This is a genomic window from Allobosea robiniae, from assembly GCF_900102525.1.
Taxonomy (GTDB): Bacteria; Pseudomonadota; Alphaproteobacteria; order Rhizobiales; family Beijerinckiaceae; genus Allobosea; species Allobosea robiniae.
The window spans coordinates 879213-896003 of sequence record NZ_FNBZ01000001.1 but is presented as its reverse complement, the minus strand read 5'-3'; the positions used below and the strand labels follow the sequence as shown (position 1 = coordinate 896003).

General features: G+C 67.4%; 15 protein-coding genes and 1 pseudogene. 6 read left to right on the top strand and 10 right to left on the bottom strand.

Features of this window, described 5'->3' with window-relative positions; all coding sequences use genetic code 11:
• Nucleotides 1-6 precede the first annotated feature (6 nt).
• From gcvT to BLQ70_RS04075, 5 genes are all read left to right on the top strand, one after another.
• Nucleotides 7-1161: a glycine cleavage system aminomethyltransferase GcvT gene (gcvT, locus tag BLQ70_RS04095; RefSeq protein WP_091855890.1), complete on the top strand. Its 1155-nt coding sequence runs from the start codon at nucleotides 7-9 to the stop codon at nucleotides 1159-1161.
• Between the two features lie 35 nt (nucleotides 1162-1196).
• Entirely contained in the window at nucleotides 1197-1571 is a 375-nt protein-coding gene (gcvH, locus tag BLQ70_RS04090) for a glycine cleavage system protein GcvH (protein WP_061964856.1), read from the top strand.
• 161 nt (nucleotides 1572-1732) lie between these two features.
• Nucleotides 1733-3073 (top strand): aminomethyl-transferring glycine dehydrogenase subunit GcvPA, encoded by a 1341-nt coding sequence (gene gcvPA, locus BLQ70_RS04085; protein WP_091855889.1) that lies wholly within the window; start codon nucleotides 1733-1735, stop codon nucleotides 3071-3073.
• Nucleotides 3073-4644 carry an aminomethyl-transferring glycine dehydrogenase subunit GcvPB gene (gene gcvPB, locus BLQ70_RS04080; protein WP_091855888.1) on the top strand — a complete coding sequence of 524 codons (1572 nt, stop codon included), beginning with the start codon at nucleotides 3073-3075 and terminating at the stop codon, nucleotides 4642-4644. The genes gcvPA and gcvPB overlap by 1 nt, the downstream gene beginning before the upstream one ends.
• A gap of 125 nt (nucleotides 4645-4769) precedes the next feature.
• The gene (locus BLQ70_RS04075; RefSeq protein WP_091855887.1) at nucleotides 4770-6029 is read left to right on the top strand and encodes a L,D-transpeptidase family protein; all 1260 of its coding nucleotides are present in this window, start codon (nucleotides 4770-4772) and stop codon (nucleotides 6027-6029) included.
• A 6-nt stretch (nucleotides 6030-6035) separates the two neighbouring features.
• Here the strand turns inward: BLQ70_RS04075 and BLQ70_RS04070 are convergent, their stop codons facing one another.
• From BLQ70_RS04070 to BLQ70_RS04030, 9 genes are all read right to left on the bottom strand, one after another.
• Nucleotides 6036-6839 carry a dienelactone hydrolase family protein gene (locus tag BLQ70_RS04070; RefSeq protein ID WP_170843301.1) on the bottom strand — a complete coding sequence of 268 codons (804 nt, stop codon included), beginning with the start codon at nucleotides 6837-6839 and terminating at the stop codon, nucleotides 6036-6038.
• 144 nt (nucleotides 6840-6983) lie between these two features.
• Complete coding sequence (locus BLQ70_RS04065; protein WP_091855885.1) at nucleotides 6984-7460, bottom strand: F0F1 ATP synthase subunit B family protein; 477 nt, start codon at nucleotides 7458-7460, stop codon at nucleotides 6984-6986.
• Nucleotides 7461-7471: 11 nt separating this feature from the next.
• The gene (locus BLQ70_RS04060; protein ID WP_082617070.1) at nucleotides 7472-8083 is read right to left on the bottom strand and encodes a F0F1 ATP synthase subunit B family protein; all 612 of its coding nucleotides are present in this window, start codon (nucleotides 8081-8083) and stop codon (nucleotides 7472-7474) included.
• An 89-nt stretch (nucleotides 8084-8172) separates the two neighbouring features.
• Complete coding sequence (locus tag BLQ70_RS04055; RefSeq protein ID WP_038360954.1) at nucleotides 8173-8400, bottom strand: F0F1 ATP synthase subunit C; 228 nt, start codon at nucleotides 8398-8400, stop codon at nucleotides 8173-8175.
• A gap of 65 nt (nucleotides 8401-8465) precedes the next feature.
• Nucleotides 8466-9230, bottom strand: coding sequence for a F0F1 ATP synthase subunit A (locus BLQ70_RS04050; protein WP_061964843.1), 765 nt, complete (start codon nucleotides 9228-9230; stop codon nucleotides 8466-8468).
• Nucleotides 9231-9272: 42 nt separating this feature from the next.
• A complete protein-coding gene (locus BLQ70_RS25540; RefSeq protein WP_170843300.1) occupies nucleotides 9273-9623 on the bottom strand; it encodes an AtpZ/AtpI family protein in 351 nt (116 codons plus the stop codon).
• 400 nt (nucleotides 9624-10023) lie between these two features.
• A complete protein-coding gene (locus BLQ70_RS04040) occupies nucleotides 10024-13479 on the bottom strand; it encodes a chromosome segregation SMC family protein (RefSeq protein WP_091855884.1) in 3456 nt (1151 codons plus the stop codon).
• A 168-nt stretch (nucleotides 13480-13647) separates the two neighbouring features.
• Nucleotides 13648-14268, bottom strand: a complete 621-nt coding sequence (locus BLQ70_RS04035; RefSeq protein WP_061964837.1) for a DsbA family protein — start codon at nucleotides 14266-14268, stop codon at nucleotides 13648-13650.
• 91 nt (nucleotides 14269-14359) lie between these two features.
• Nucleotides 14360-14857, bottom strand: a complete 498-nt coding sequence (locus BLQ70_RS04030) for a DUF721 domain-containing protein (protein ID WP_061965600.1) — start codon at nucleotides 14855-14857, stop codon at nucleotides 14360-14362.
• 86 nt (nucleotides 14858-14943) lie between these two features.
• Here BLQ70_RS04030 and mutY point away from each other — a divergent pair.
• Nucleotides 14944-15981, top strand: a pseudogene (mutY, locus tag BLQ70_RS04025) (A/G-specific adenine glycosylase); the annotation flags it as partial.
• A gap of 5 nt (nucleotides 15982-15986) precedes the next feature.
• Here mutY and BLQ70_RS25535 read toward each other — a convergent pair.
• Nucleotides 15987-16715, bottom strand: a complete 729-nt coding sequence (locus BLQ70_RS25535) for a peptidoglycan-binding protein (RefSeq protein WP_170843299.1) — start codon at nucleotides 16713-16715, stop codon at nucleotides 15987-15989.
• Nucleotides 16716-16791 lie beyond the last annotated feature (76 nt).

Here is a 16791-nt window from a genome sequence, read left to right as displayed (position 1 = left end):
CATGCTATGGCTGCCGAGGCCACTACCGATACCGCCGGCGCGGCTGCGCCGCTGAAGACCCCGCTCCATTCGCGCCATGTCGCACTGGGGGCCCGCATGGTGCCTTTCGCCGGTTACGACATGCCGGTGCAGTATCCGAGCGGCATCCTGACCGAGCATAACTGGACGCGCGAGAAGGCCGGGCTCTTCGACGTCTCGCATATGGGCCAGTGCTTCCTGATCGGCCCCGATCACGAGACGACGGCCAAGGCGCTGGAAGCGCTGATTCCCGCCGATATCGTCAATCTTGCCCCTGGCAAGCAGCGCTATTCGCAGCTCCTCAACGAGGAGGGCGGCATCCTCGACGACCTGATGGTGACGCGCTCGATCGATCCCGACGAGGACGGCGCGCTCTATGTCGTCGTCAACGCCGCCTGCAAGGATACCGACTATCCCCATATCGAGGCGCGCCTGCCGTCCAATGTGAAGCTGGTCCGTGCCGAGCATCGCGGCCTGATCGCCCTGCAGGGGCCGGGCGCGGCGGCCGCACTTGCCGCGATCGCGCCTGAAGCCGCTGAGATGGGCTTCATGACCTCGCGCACCATGAAGGTCGCCGGCATCAAGGCCAATGTCAGCCGCTCCGGCTATACCGGCGAGGACGGCTACGAGATTTCCGCCGCCGCCGACAGGATCGGCGAGATCTGGGACACGCTGCTGCTTGACGGTAACGTCAAGCCGATCGGTTTGGGCGCCCGCGATTCGCTGCGCCTCGAAGCGGGCCTGTGCCTCTATGGCCATGACATCGATACCACGACCTCGCCGATCGAGGCCGCGCTCAACTGGTCGATCCAGAAGCGCCGCCGCGAGGAGGGCGGTTTCCCCGGCGCGGCGCGCGTCCAGCGTGAATTGGCCGAGGGCGTCTCGCGCATCCGCGTCGGCCTGAAGCCTGAAGGCCGCGCGCCGGCTCGCGAGGGCACCGAGATCGCGACGCCCGAGGGCGAGGTGATCGGGGTCGTGACCTCGGGCGGCTTCGGCCCGACGCTCAACGGCCCCTGCGCCATGGGCTATGTCGCCAAGGCCCATTCGGCGCCGGGTACGCAGCTCAACCTGATCGTGCGCGGCAAGCCGCTGCCGGCCGTCGTGGCGACGATGCCCTTCGTGCCGAACGGCTACAAGCGCTGAACCTTTTCCCAGACAACTGACGCCAGGAGGAAACCATGGCCGAGACCCGTTACAGCAAGGACCACGAATATATCCGCATCGAGGGGGACGTCGGCACCGTCGGCATCTCCGACTACGCGCAAGGCCAGCTCGGCGACGTCGTCTTCGTCGAGCTCCCGACCGTGGGCAAGGCGCTGGCCAAGGGTGGCGAAGCCGCCGTGGTCGAGAGCGTCAAGGCCGCTTCCGAGGTCTACGCCCCGGTCTCCGGCGAGGTCGTCGAGGTCAATGGCGAGCTTGAAGCCGCGCCCGGCACCGTCAACGAGGATCCGGCCGGCAAGGGCTGGTTCCTCAAGATCAGGATCAAGGACGCCGGCGAGCTCGACGCCCTGATGAACGAGGCCGAGTACCAGAACTACGTCAAGACGCTCTGACGACGCGTCATCCCGCACGCGCTGCGGCACGGAAGTGCTGCTGCGCTGATGCGGGACCGTCATCCGGACAAGGCGCCTTCTCGTCGCACGGTCCCGTGTCTGCGCAGCGGCATTTCATGCCGCGGCGCGCACGGGATGACACCCCGAAACGGAATCACCCCATGCGCTATCTCCCGCTCACCGATACCGACCGCGAGGACATGCTCGCGCGGATCGGCGTCTCCGATGTCGACGCGCTGTTCAGCGACGTGCCGGCCGGCAAGCTGCTGAAGGCCCCGGTCGATCTGCCCCGCGCCAAGGGGGAGCTCGAGGTCGAGCGCATCCTCGGCAGGATGGCCGGCAAGAACACTGCCGCCTCGGCCGTGCCCTTCTTCGTCGGCGCCGGCGCCTACAAGCACCATGTCCCGGCGACGGTGGATCACCTGATCCAGCGCTCGGAATTCCTGACCAGCTACACGCCCTATCAGCCCGAGATCGCGCAGGGCACGCTGCAATATCTCTTCGAGTTCCAGACCCAGGTCGCCGCGCTGACCGGCATGGAGGTCGCCAACGCCTCGATGTATGACGGCTCGACCGGCACCGGCGAGGCCGTGCTGATGGCGCATCGCGTCACCAAGCGCCGCAAGGCCGTGCTCTCCGGCGGCCTGCACCCGCATTACACCGCGGTCGTCGAGACCCTCTCCGAGATGGCCAGTGACGAGGTCGTCGTCCTGAAGCCCGACGTTTCGGCCCAAGAGGATATCCTTTCCCAGATCGACGACAGCACCTCCTGCGTCGTCGTCCAGTCGCCGGACGTCTTCGGCAACCTGCGCGACCTCAAGCCGATCGCCGAGAAGGCCCATGCCCATGGTGCCCTGCTGATCGCGGTCTTCACCGAAGTCGTCTCGCTCGGCGCCGTCGTGCCGCCGGGCGCGCAGGACGCCGATATCGTCGTCGGCGAGGGCCAGTCGATCGGCAATGCGCTGAACTTCGGCGGCCCCTATGTCGGCCTCTTCGCCGCCAAGTCGAAATATATCCGCCAGATGCCGGGCCGGCTCTGCGGCGAGACGGTCGATTCGACCGGCCAGCGCGGCTTCGTGCTGACGCTCTCGACCCGCGAGCAGCATATTCGCCGCGACAAGGCGACCTCGAACATCTGCACCAATTCCGGCCTCTGCGTGCTGGCCTTCACCATCCACATGACGCTGCTGGGCCAGACCGGCCTTGCCCGCCTCGCCGAGGTGAACCACGCCAATGCCGTGAAGCTCGCCGACGCGCTCGCGGGCGTCGAAGGCGTGACCGTGCTCAACGACAGCTTCTTCAACGAATTCACCGTGAAGCTGAAGAAGCCCGCCGCCGAGGTCGTCGAGGTTCTCGCCGCCAAGGGCATCCTGGCCGGCGTCCCCGTCTCGCGGCTCCTGCCCAAGGCCGGGCTGGACGACCTGCTGATCATCGCCTCGACCGAGGTGAATACCGATGAAGACCGGGCGGCCCTCGTGGCAGCGCTCGTGGAGGTGCTGTGATGCTGAACCGTCAGGGACGTCCCACCCAGGCCGGCGAGGCCTCGCATGAAGAGCATCTCACCTTCACCGGCAACAAGGCTCTGCAGCAGATCGAGCCGCTGATCTTCGAGATCGGCCATCACGAGGCGACCGGCGTCGACATCGACAAGCCGGCGCCGTTCAAGTCGCGTCTCGGCAAGCATGCCCGCCAGGGCGAGATCGGCCTGCCCGGTCTCTCCGAGCCCGAGACGATGCGCCACTATGTGCGTCTCAGCCAGAAGAACTACGGTATCGATACCGGGCTCTTCCCGCTCGGCTCCTGCACGATGAAGCACAATGCCCGCCTCAACGAGAAGGTGGCGCGGCTTCCGGGCTTCTCCGACGTGCACCCGCTCCAGCCGACCTCGAGCGTGCCCGGCGCGCTCGAACTGATGCTGGAGCTCGCCCGCTACCTGATGACGCTGACCGGCATGCCGGCCGTGGCGCTGTCACCGAAGGCCGGCGCCCATGGCGAGGCCTGCGGCATGATGGCGATCAAGGCTGCCATCGCGGCGAAGGGCGAGGGCGCGACCCGCAACGTCGTGCTCGTCCCCGAATCGGCCCACGGCACCAATCCGGCGACGGCGGCCCTGATCGGCTTCTCGGTGAAGGCGGTTCCGGCCCGTCCGGACGGCACTGTCGCGGTCGAGGACGTCAAGGCCCTGCTCGGGCCGGACATCGCTGCGATCATGCTGACCAATCCGAACACCTGCGGCATCTTCGAGCCGCAGATCGTCGAGATCGCCGCGGCGATGCATGAGGCCGGTGCCTATTTCTACTGCGACGGCGCCAACTTCAACGCCATCGTCGGCAAGGCTCGGCCCGGTGATCTCGGCGTCGACGCGATGCATATCAACCTGCACAAGACCTTCTCGACGCCCCATGGCGGCGGCGGTCCCGGTGCCGGCCCGGTCGTGCTCTCCGAGCGTCTGGCGCCCTTCGCGCCGGTGCCCTTCATCCATGTCGAGAACGGCAAGCCGCATCTGGTCGAGTCGCGCGGTGAGGCGCCGGCGGGCAACAAGCCCTTCGGCCGGATGACCGCCTTCCATGGCCAAATGGGCATGTATGTCCGCGCGCTCGCCTACATGCTGAGCCACGGCTCGGACGGCATGCGCCAGGCTTCCGAGGATGCGGTGCTGAACGCGAACTATATCCGCGCCGGCCTTGCCGACCTGATGTCGCTGCCCTTCCCGGACCATCCCTCGATGCACGAGGTACTGTTCGACGACGAATGGCTGAAGGGCTCGGGCGTCTCGACGCTCGATTTCGCCAAGGCGATGATCGACGAGGGCTACCACCCGATGACGGTGTATTTCCCGCTCGTCGTCCATGGCGCCATGCTGATCGAGCCGACCGAGTCGGAATCGAAAGCGGCGCTCGACCTCTTCATCGCGACGCTGCGCGACCTCGCCATCGCGGCCAAGGGCAACGACAAGGAGCGCTTCACCAGCGCCCCGCACCACGCCCCGATCCGCCGCCTCGACGAGACCCGCGCCGCCCGCTCGCCGGTGCTGAAATGGGAAAAGCCGACTCCGGCCCAGGCGGCGGAGTAAGGCGCCTCCCGCCATGCTGACGGCATTCGTCAGCATGGTGAAGGATGCTGATCGCTTCTTAAGCATTCCTTGACCATGTCGCGGAATGATCCCCCGGTGCCGCTCTCTGCGGCCCGGGGGTTTTCATGTCTGCGCGTCCCTCCATCCTCGCTCTTGCGGCTGCGGCTCTGCTGGCCTCGACGGCGCTCGTGCGTGCCAACGAGCCAAGCTACGGCCCCAACACCTATGACCGCACGCTCGAGGCGCTGATCGCCCATGAGGACGTCGCCAATCGCGGCGGCTGGCCCAAGGTGCCGGCGAGCGTCACTGCGCTGAAGCCGGATTCGCAAGGGCCGGATGTCACTGTTCTGAAGCAGCGTCTGCTCGCCAGCGGCGATCTCGCATCCGAGGCCATCGCCGGCGATATCTATGACGCCAACGTGACCGAGGCGGTGAAGCGCTTCCAGCGTCGGCACGGCCTGTCGGATCTCGGCACGGTCGGACGCCTGACCCTGAAGGCGATGAACACGCCGGTCGAATCGCGCCTGAACCAGCTCACCGCGACGCTGGAGCGGCTCAAGGGCAACGGCTTCAATTTCGCCAGCCGCTATGTCGTGGTGAACATCCCCGGCGCTAGCGTCGAGGCGGTCGAGAACGGCACGGTCGCCCAGCGCCATCTCGCCATCGTCGGTCGCCCGGACCGGCCCTCGCCGGTCATCCAGGCCAATATCACCTCGGTGAACCTCAATCCCTACTGGACGGCGCCGATGTCGATCGTGAAGGCCGACATCATCCCGCATATGCGCAAGGATCCGGGCTTCATCGCCAAGTCGAACATGAAATTGCTCGGCGCCGAGAACAAGGAAATCGACCCGGCGAGCGTCAACTGGGCGACGCTGAAGAGCCCCTATTTCTACGTCCGGCAGGAGCCGGGGCCGACCAACTCTCTCGGCCAGCTCAAGATCGACATGCCCAACAGCGAAGCTGTCTACATGCACGACACGCCGAAGAAGACGCTGTTCCGGAACGACGTGCGCTTCAACTCCTCCGGCTGCGCCCGCATCGAGGGCGTCCGCGACCTCGCCGCCTGGCTGCTGGAAGGCTCGGAATGGAACCGCCAGTCGATCGAGGACGAGATTGCCAAGGGCGAGCGCAAGAACATTACGCTGAAGAAGTCGGTCCCGGTCGCATGGGTCTATCTCACCGGCTGGCAGGGCGCCGACGGCCAGGTCCAGTTCCGCGACGACATCTATGGATTGGATACGCCGCAAGGCATCGTCACCTCGACGATCCAGGCCCGCAAGCCGAAGCCGAAGGCGGCGGTGATCCCGCCGGCAAGGCCTGTGGCGGCGCCAATAGCAGCCTCGGGCAATCCGCCGGCAGCGACGGCGACCGCCAGCAACTGAGCGCGCTCAGGGGCGCTTCAGGATCGCCATCACCGCGTCGATCGCCGCCGCACGCGCCTTCGGGTCGCTGCCGATCGTGACCATGCCGTCTGGCCGCTGCGAATAGGCCGCCTTGCGCTCGCGCAGTTTCAGGCTCGGATGGTCGAAATCATGATAGGCGCCGGGAAAGCCGACGAAGCGCGCCCCGCCGCCGTGGGCGAGCTCCTCGCAAGGTGCGGCTGGCGTCCAGTCGTCGGCAAGACCCTGGAAGATCGCGGTATCGGTCTGCGCCTGCCAGCCGCGCTTCAGGATGATGCGGCAGCCGGGATAGAAGGCGATGACATGGCGCAGGCGCTTGGCCTCAGGCACGCCCGCGACGCGCAAAGCCGTCGAGCCGCCATTTGACCAGCCGATCAGCGCGATGGGCTGCCTGGCGGCGAAATCCTGTTTCTCCAGCCAGTCGATGGCGGCGAAGGCATCGCGCGCACGGCCTGCCGGCGTCAGCGCGCGCTCGCGGTCGTTGCATAGAGCCTTGATGCCGCGCGGCCCGAAGCTGTCGACGAGAAGCACGGCATAGCCGGCGCGGTTGAGGCGCTCCGACCAGTCGCTCTCGCGGATATTGACCTCGCCCGAGCGCCTGTAGAGCCCGGCGCAGCCATGCAGGCCGACGACGACCGGGAAAGGGCCTGCTCCCGCCGGCCGCGCCAGCCAGCCGACGAGATCGCCTGCGTCCCGCGACGGGAAGCTGACCTTCTCGAAGGCGCTCGCAGGGCCTGCTGCCGCAGCGACGGAGACGATCGCGATGAGCACACGGGCAAGGCGGCCGATCATCTCGAAACTCCTGGGGTCGCTGATGCTCGGCAGATGGCGGTGGCGGCCCGCATCCCGCATCGGGATTCGGGCAGGAGAGGGGCAAAGAAAAACGCCGCGTCCTTGCGGGCGCGGCGTCGATCGATTGAGCAATCGGCTTAAGGCTCAGTTGAGCTTGGCCTTGACCTCGGTCAGCCCTGCCGTGAAGGCGGCTTCACCAGCCTTGCCGGCCATCTGGCCGCGCAGGATGGTCTCGGCGGCCTTGGTGGCGGCCTCCGCAGCCGCGGCGCGAACCTCGGCCTCGGCCTGGCTCTCGGCCTGGGCGATCTTCTCCTCGGCCGCCTTGGTGCGGCGCGCGACGAAGTCGGCAAGCTTGGCTTCGGCTTCCGCCGCGAGACGCTTGGCCTCGCTATTGGCGGAAGAGACGATCTCGGCAGCTTCGGCCTCGGCGGCCTTGCGCTTGGCATCGTATTCGGCGAGCAGCTTCTCGGCCTCCTGACGCAGACGGCGGGCTTCCGCCAGCTCCTGCGCGACCTTCTCGCCACGCGAGTCGAGCGCCTTCACGATCGCGCCCGGCACGCCGAACTTGACCAGGATGGCAAGGAAGATGACGAGCGCGACGCCGACCCAGAAAGTATCCATTTGAACTCTCCTCAGCCGTGCGTCAGGGCCTGGTCGACAGCCGCCGACGCCTCGCTGGCGCTGGGGGCCTGACCGGTCAGCTTGGCGACGATGGCGACGGCGATGTCGCTGCCGAGATCGCGCACGTTGCCCATCGCCTTGGTCTTGGTCTTGGCGATGGTCGCCTCGGCCTGCGCCATCTTGGCGGCAAGCTCGGCCTCGGTAGCGTGACGCTGGGCGTCGCTCGCCTTGGCGCCGGCCTCGCGCGCCGTCTGGGCGATGCCCTGGGCGTTCTTGCGCGCTTCAGCGAGGGCCTTCTCATAGGCCTGCGCCATGTCCTCGGCCTTGGCCTGCATCTGCGTGGCCTGGTCGAGATCCCGGCCGATCGTCTCGGCGCGCTCTTCCAGGATGGAGCCGAGGCGCGGCAGCGCGACCTTGGACATCAGCCAGTAGAGAGCGGCGAAGGTGACGGCGAGCCAGAACAGGTTGCTGGCGAAGTGCGCGGGGTCGAAGGGCGGGAAGGAAGCCTTCTCGCCGCTCAGGCCCGGAGTGGCAGCCTGCGCCGCACCCGCCGCCAGAGTGGCGAACGAGCCGACAGCCAGAAGCCATCCTTGTCGCGCGAACCCTGAAGATCGAACCGGCATAGCGTGCCTTTCAGCGCTTAAGATACGGAACCGTCGCGCGTCGGCCGGAATGGCCCGAACGCGCGACGAGAAAGCGGTCGACGAAAGCGTCAGACCACGAAGAGCAGCACGAGCGCGACGACGAACGCGAAGATGCCCAGACCTTCGGCGAGCGCCGCGCCGATGAACGCGCGCGGGAACTGGCCGTCGGCGGCCGACGGGTTGCGCAGAGCGCCCGAGAGGAAGTTGCCGAAGATGGTGCCGACGCCGATGGCGGCGAGGCCCATGCCGAGCGAGGCGAGGCCGGCGCCGATGAACTTGGCTGCAACAGGATCCATGGTGTTTCTCCAGTGTGGAAGGTTTTGACGGGTGGGATGAACTCTCGCGAGCGCTGCCCCTGGCCTCAGTGGCCGGGGTGCAGCGCGTCGTTGAGATAGACGCAGGTCAGGATCGCGAAGACATAGGCCTGCAGGATGCCGACGATGACCTCGAGCGCCGTCAGCGCAACCGCCAGCAGCAGCGGCAGCGGCGCGATGGCGTAGTTCAGCGCAGCACCGGAGCCCAGCAGCACGACGACGAAGCCGCCGAAGACCTTGAGCGCGATATGGCCGGCGAGCATGTTGCCGAACAGACGAAGCGAGAGCGAAACCGGGCGCGACAGGAAGGAGACTGCCTCGATCAGCACCATGAAGGGCAGGAGCCAGCCGGGCACGCCCGACGGCACGAACAGGCCGAAGAAATGGCTGCCATGCTTCACGACGCCGTAGACCACCACAATCGTCATGACGAGCAGCGCCAGGGCGGCGGTGACGATGATCTGGCTGGTGACGGTGAAGGAGCCGGGCAGCAGGCCGAGCAGATTGCTCGCCAGCACGAACATGAACAGCGAGAACACGAACGGGAAGAATTTCAGGCCGTCCTTGCCCATCACGCCCGTCATCGTCGATGCGACGAATTCATAAGCCATCTCGGCGAGCGACTGCAGGCGGCCGGGGACGACCGCACGCTGGCTCGAGCCATAGATCATGATGGCGGAAACGACGGCGAGCACGATCACCATCCACAGCGAGGTGTTGGTGAAGGAGAGGTCGATGCCGAACGGCTTCAGCTCCACGATCGGAGCGATGTGGAATTGGTGGATCGGATCGATTCCGCCGCCGGCCGCCATGGTCTCGTTCCTCGTCGCGCGGCCTGGATGGCCGCCTTTCGATCAATTGTCCTTCGGACCGCCCTTCGACCCGGAGGTCGGACGCGAACCGAGCCGATAGACGGATCTGAAGCCCGCGATGGTTCCGATCACCATGAAGGCGATCAGCAGGAACGGAGAGGTTCCCAGCCACCGGTCGCCGAGGTACCCGATCAGGGCGCCTGCGATGATGCCACCTGCGAGATCCGTCGCGGCGCGAAAGCCTGAAGACATCGCGCCCGCAAGCGCCTTGTCCTCTCCAACCGGGCTCGCGCCCGGCTTTTCGTTCTCTTCCGCCCGCTTGATTGCGGTCTTCAGGGAACCCAGTCTTGCGCGCAACTCCGAGTCTGAGGCGTTTGGGTCGGGTTCGGACATGGTCTTGGCCTCCGTCTTGATCGCGTTTACGTCGCGATCCCGCGAAAAACCACTATAACCACGACCAAACCCGCGCATCGAGCCGTCGTCAGCACGGCCTCCTTTATTGGCAGCCCCCGGCGCTGTCAAGACAGGGGGATAATGTCTAACGCATTGGAATATATATAAATTCTGGCAAAGTGCGACAATCTCGCCGCATTGCGGGAGCGAATGTGGCATTTTTTCAGCGGCGTCGGCGGGTTTTCCCAAGGCGTTCGTGAGCAAAGCAGCACAACAGCCAGGCCGTCATTCTCGGGCGAAGCGGAGCGCAGCCCCGAGAATCTCGGGACGAGAGACCATAGGAGCCTCCTTCGGCCTGAGATGCTCGGGTCAGGCCCGAGCATGACGGCGCATCTCGCTTTTACCCGGCCTCGCGGATGCGCTCTGCCGTCGCGAGGTCGACCGATACCATCTGGCTCACCCCGCGTTCCGCCATGGTCACCCCGAAGAGGCGCTCCATCCGCGCCATGGTGATCGGATTGTGCGTGATCAAGATGAAGCGGGTTTCGGTATTGCGGGCCATGTCGACGAGCAGGTCGCAGTAGCGCTCGACATTGGCGTCGTCGAGCGGCGCGTCGACCTCGTCGAGCACGCAGATCGGCGAGGGATTGGTCAGGAACACCGCGAAGATCAGCGCGGTCGCGGTCAGCGCCTGCTCGCCGCCGGAGAGCAGCGTCATCACCTGCGGCTTCTTGCCGGGTGGCCGCGCGAAGATCTCCAGCCCGGCATCGAGGGGGTCTTCCGAATCCACCAGCCTGAGCTCGGCCTCGCCGCCGCCGAACAGCACGCCGAACAGCCGCTGGAAATGGCCGTTGACGATATCGAAGGCAGCGATCAATCGCTCGCGGCCTTCGCGGTTCAGCGCCCCGATCGCCTGCCGCAGGCGACGGATCGCCTCGGTCAGGTCGTCGCGCTCACCGGCAAGCCCTTCGCGCTTGACCTTCACCTCGGTCAGTTCGTCCTCGGCGCGCAGGTTGACCGCGCCGAGCCGTTCGCGCTCGCCCTTGAGATTGGCAAGCCGCCGCTCGACCGCTTCCGGCTCCGGCAGCGGATCGCCCGACTTGATGCCGGCGATCGATTGCAACCCGTCGAGACCGGTATCGAGACCATCCTCGATCTGCCTGATGATGTCGGCGACGCGCTGGCGGGTGGCCTCGAGCCGCGCTTCGGCCGAGGCCCGGCGTTCGCGGGCGCTGGACAGGCCTTCGAGCGCGATCCGTGCCTGCCGGTCGGCCTCCGCCAGCGCGGTTTCGCCGGCGGCGAGCCTGTCGGCCGCCTCCCGGCGCGCTGCCTCGGCCTGCTCGATCTCGGCGACGAGGCGTCTCCGTTCGGTCAGGAAGGTGTCGGGCGCTTCGAGAAGTGTCTTCTGCTCGGCGCTCGCGGCGTCGATTCGCCGCCGCGTCTCCTCGGCGCTTTGCAGGCTGGCGGCGGTGCGCTGTTTCCAGGCGCGAACGTCGGCCGCGATGGCCTCGCGGCGTCGGGTCCGCAAGTCCGCTTCGCGGGCCAGCGTCTGGACGCGGGCGCGAGCATCGGAGGCGGTGGCGCGGGCTTCGCCAAGCAGCACGCGAGCCTTGAGCAGGGTGTTTTCCAGTTCGGCGGAGGCGGGCAGGGCGGAAAGCCCCGTCTCCTGAGCGGCGACCTGCTGCTCGGCTTCGGACACCGCCTGGCCGAGGCGTTTAATCGCCTCAGTCAGCGTCGAGCGCTTGACCAGCGTTTCTGCCGCCTTGCGCTCGGCAGCGGTCAATTGCTCGCGGGCCTGGTCGACGCCTCGCCGTGCTTGCCGTGCCGCTTCGATCGCTGCGGTTTCGGCCTGCGCGGCCTGTCGCGCCTCTGCACTCACGGCTTCCAGCGCCTGGCGTGCGGCCTCAGCCGCTTCCCGTGCAGCCTTGGCCCCGCGTTCCAGATCGGCGAGGCGGTTCTTCTCGGAGAGCCGTCGTGCCGCGGGCGAGGGGGCGTCGGCTGCGCTGGTGAAGCCGTCCCAGCGCCAGAGATCGCCTGCCTTTGATACGAGTATCTGCCCCTGCCTCAACGCCCGCCGCAGAGCCTCGCCCTGATCGGGCGTGACGACGCCGATCTGCGCCAGCCGCCGCCACAGCGCCGCGGGCGCCTTGACATGGGCCAGCAGCGGCTCGGCACCCGCAGGCAGGGCGGGGTCGTCCTGGCCTTCACCGGTATCGTCCCAATGCGCGGGGGCGGTCGCCTCGGTCGAGGCGTCGAGATCGTCGCCAAGCGCGGCGCCGAGCGCGACCTCATAGCCCTTGGCGACGCTGACCGCTTCGAGGACCGCCGGCCAGCGATCGCCGGCCGCAGGCGCCAGCAGCTTGCGCAGCGTGCCGATCTCGGTATCGAGGCGCTGCGCTCGGCGCTCGGCCTCGGCGAGGGGGCCTCGCTGTTCAGCTTCACGCTCGCGTGTCGAGGTGACGGCGCCGCGCGCCGCAATGACATCCGCATCGGCGGATTTCAGCGCCTTTTCGGCCGCGATCAGCGCCTCGCGCAGCTTGTCGAGCAGCGTCTTCGCATCGGAGGCATCGAGGGTTTCCAGCTCGCGGCGCAGCTTGTCGCGTTCGGCCCCGGCCCGATCTTGCCGTTCACGAGCCTCGCGCAGCGATCGTTCCAGGGCGCCGCGTCGTGCGGCGAGATCGGCCAATGCGCTCTGCGCAGTAACCTGCTCGGCTTCGGCTGCAGCGAGCGCGGCCTCTGCCGCGCGTTGCGCCGCCGCTGCAGCTTCGGCGCCCGATCCGGCGTCATCGCCTTCCAGGCCGAGCGCGGCATCCTCTTCCGCCAGCCGGGCGAGACTGTCGGAAGCATCGCGGCCGATGCTCTCCTGCCGCGACAGGTCAGCCTGCAATTCGGCGAGGCGCTTGCCGAGTTCCTCAGTGCGCTGGCGGGCACGCCTGTTCTCGGCTTCGAGCTCGTCCAGCCCGCGCTTCAACCGGACCAGAGCGGCGGCGGCCGTCGCCTCGCCCTCGCGCAAGGCCGGCAATTCGTGCGCGGCGATGGCCTGTCGCTTGGCGGCCTCGGCCTGGAGCCCGGTCTGGTCGGCAACGCCGCGCACCGCTTCTTCCAGCACATGCGTGGCCTGCGCCTCCTGGGCGCGGGCGTCGTGCAGGGCGATGACGGCGAGCGTCGCCTCGGCCCGGCGGATATCGGAAGCGAGGCTGCGATAGCGCCCGGCCTGCCGTGCCTGACGCTGCAGGGCGTCGATCTGCCCGTCGATCTCGCCGAGCACGTCTTCCAGCCGGGTCAGATTGTCTTCCGCGCCGCGCAAGCGCAGCTCCGCCTCGTGGCGGCGGCTGTGCAGGCCGGCGATGCCGGCGGCGTCCTCAAGGATGCGCCGGCGCGATTGCGGCTTGGCCGAGATGATCTCGCTGATCTGGCCTTGCCGGACGAGGGCCGGCGAGCGCGCGCCGGTCGCGGCATCAGCGAAGAGGAGCTGGACGTCCTTGGCCCGCACCTCCTTGCCGTTGATGCGGTAGGTCGAGCCTTCCTCGCGCTCGATCCGGCGCGTGACTTCGAGCACATCGGCTTCGTTGAAGGCGGCCGGCGCCTTGCGGTCGCTGTTGTCGAGGGTGAGCGAGACCTCGGCCATGTTGCGGGCCGGGCGCTCGCCCGAGCCGCCGAAGATGACGTCGTCCATCCCCGAGCCGCGCATGTTCTTGAACGAGCTTTCGCCCATCACCCAGCGCAGGGCTTCGACGAGATTGGACTTGCCGCAGCCGTTCGGACCGACGACGCCGGTCAGCCCGGGCTCGATCAGGAACTCGGTCGGCTCGACGAAGGTCTTGAAACCGGCGAGCTTGAGGCGCGTCAGATGCATGGGCGCGCCGCTATTCTTCCTTCTCCCGTCGGGGGAGAAGGTGTCTGCGTAGCAGACGGATGAGGGGCGGTTCGCGCTGCCCGGCCCGTGCTTCCCTCATCCGTCAGCGCTTCGCGCTGCCACCTTCTCCCCCGAGGGGAGAAGGAATCGCGCGCGAAAACGCTCCGCTCAATTGCCGAGGAGCGGCTCCAGGATCTTGTCGAATTCGGCGATCGTGAGCGCACCGGATCGCTTCTGCCCATTGATGAAAAAGGTCGGCGTCGAATCCACGCCAGCCTTGGCCCCACCATCCTTCACCACCGTGACGGCGTCATAGATGTCCTGGCGTTTCAAGCAGGCTTCAAAGGATTCCTGTGTGAAACCGGCCTGTTTCACCAGCGATGAGAGGGCATCGACCGGCTTGTCGGTGAAAGCCCAGTTGCGCTGCTGCGCGAAGAGCAGGTCCGTCATCGGGACATACTTGTCGTTGCCGTTGCAGCGGGCGAGCATGAAACCGGCCGTCGCCAGCGGATCGAGCGGGAATTCGCGCAGCGTGAAGCGCACCTTGCCGGTGTCGATGTATTTCTTCTTCAGCTCCGGCCAGGTCGTCTCGTGGAAATGCGCGCAATGCGAGCAGGTCATCGAGGCATATTCGACGATGGTGACCTTGGCATCGGCCGGGCCGAGCCAGACGTCCCCGAGGGGGCCGGCATCGGGCAGCTTGGTCTGGGCCCGCGCGGCGTTACCACCGGCGAGCGCGGCAGCGGCGATGCCGGCTGCGCCGGTCAGGAGCTGTCGCCTGTTCGTCATCGTGAAAGATCCTCGGAAGGTCAAAGTCGCTTGGAGCTATAGTGGTCAGTGCGATTGTGGCAAGAGCGCATCCTGCCGCGCACCGCGCTGCTCACGAAGCCGTGTCATCGCCTCGCGTTTTCGCGTTGAGCGCCACCGCCCGGCCGAGCCGGGCCAGCGCCTCGCGCAGGCCCTCGTCAGCGACGCCGGCAACCTGAGCCTCGACGCGAGCAGCAGTCGCTCCGTCCAGCTTGGGCACCGGCTTCGACTTGACGGGCGCCGCGACCGGCCCCTGCTTGAGTACGAGCTTGCCGACGGCGCGCCAGCCGAGATGGGTGTTGACGCGCTCGACCAGCAACGGCCCGAGCTGCTGCATCTCCAGTGCGAAGGCGCTTTCGACCCGCACCACCATGGTCGCCGGCTCGGAAGCCTCGCCCGGTGCCGGGCGGCGGCGTGGCCAGTCGATCTTGAGCGGGCGCGAGCGCGCCGCCAGGCGCTCGCCTGCGATCTCCGGCCAGAGCGAGACGATGGCGCGTCCCGCGAAGCCCTGCGCGGCGAGCGCGGGCGCGATGCAGTCGTCGATCAGCTCTGCGAGGGGTTTGGCGGACATGGCTTTATTGTGGGCGCGGGGACGGTCGCCTGCAAGCGGTGCATGAAGCCGCTTGCGGTCACCCATGGCTGCGCTACATCCGGGTCATGACCCCCGAGGCCCGCGCCGCCGATCTTCTCACCTGGTACGACCGCCATCGCCGCGCGCTGCCCTGGCGTGCGGTTGCGGGCGAACGGCCCGATCCCTATCGCGTCTGGGCCTCCGAGATCATGCTGCAGCAGACCACGGTCACGGCGGTGAAGCCCTATTACGAGCGCTTCATGGCCCGCTTCCCGACAGTGCAGGCTCTCGCCGAGGCGCCTTCGGAAGAGGTCATGCAGGCCTGGGCCGGGCTCGGCTATTATTCGCGCGCCCGCAATCTCCATGCCTGCGCCCAGGCGGTGATGGAGAACCATCTCGGACGTTTCCCGGATACGGAGGAGGGCTTGCGCGCCCTGCCGGGCATCGGCGCCTACACGGCCGGCGCCGTCGCGGCGATCGCCTTCGACCGGCCGGCTGCCGCGGTCGACGGCAATGTCGAGCGCGTGATGACCCGTCTCTTCGCGATCGCGGACGAATTGCCCGGCGCCCGGTCCTTGATTCGCGAGAAGGTTCTGGCGTTGCTGCCGCACGATCGGCCGGGCGATTTCGCCCAGGCGCTCATGGATCTCGGCGCCACGATCTGCACGCCGCGCAGTCCGGCCTGCGGCCTCTGCCCCTGGCGCGAGCCGTGCCAAGCCAGGATTGCCGGCATGCAGGAGAGTTTCCCGCGCAAGGCGCCGAAGAAGGCCGGAGTGACGCGCTACGGCGCGGCCTTCGTGCTGGCGCGTGCGGATGGCGCGATCCTGCTGCGCACGAGACCGGCCAAGGGCCTCCTCGGCGGCATGGCCGAGGTGCCGACCAGCGAATGGCGGGCCGATTACGAACTCGACGGCGCCGCGCAGGACGCGCCATTGCCGCTGAGCTGGACCCAGGTCGTGGAACCGGTCCGCCATGTCTTCACGCATTTCCCGCTGGAGCTCACGGTCTTCACCGGCAGCGTTCCCGAGCGCACGCAGGCCCCGGCCGGGATGCGTTTCACCAAGTTGGCGAACCTCGCCGGCGAGCCGCTGCCGAGCCTGATGCTGAAGGTCGTCGAGCGCGCCGGGCTCTATAGCTCGAAGACGCGATAGGTCATCGTCGGCAGTTCGACGGACCATTTGAAATAGCCCTTCGAATAGATCTTGCCGCGGTTCGGCGGCCAGGGATCGTGGATGCGCAGCGTCGTGCCGGTGCCGTCAGGATTGCCGTCACCGCGCATGCCGACGATGACGATCATATGGCCGGGGCTGCCGCGACCGGCCGTGTACTCGTCGACACGCCAGAGCATGTCGAACATCAGCGGCCCGCGGGCCACCGCCTGCCTGAGCTGCTCGACCGACCAGGACTGCGGCGCGTTGCAGCGCAGTCCATGGATGCGGCCATAGCGCTGGCCGGTCACGATCGCCTGGTCGCTTTCGGAGGAGTTCAGCAGCCCTCCATCGGAGGCGATCATGTCCGGCGGCGTCCTGGCGATGATGATCGGCACCGTCGATTTCTTCATCATCGCGGTCGAGGTCGCCCAGCAGGTCGTGTTGGTCGGCTGCGCGATGAAGGGAACATTGTGCAGGATCGGCGCGAAGGCCTCGGTATCGTAGAGGCAGGCCTGGGTCGCCGGCCCGGCCTGGCCATCCTCGACCAGCCAGTTGTTGCGCTGGAAGGCAAGAACCGCGTTGTGGGTCATGGTGCCGAACTGGCCATCGGGCACAAGCTTCGGGATCGGCTTCAGTTTCGCGTTCAGCGCTTCCTGAAGCGTCTTGACCTCGGGTCCGCGGGACCCGTTCTTGAGGATCGTCGCCATGCTGCCGCCCTCGCTGTCCTATGTTCAGGATGCGCGCGCCGATGGCGAACGCGCATCCTTCGAACATATGACGATA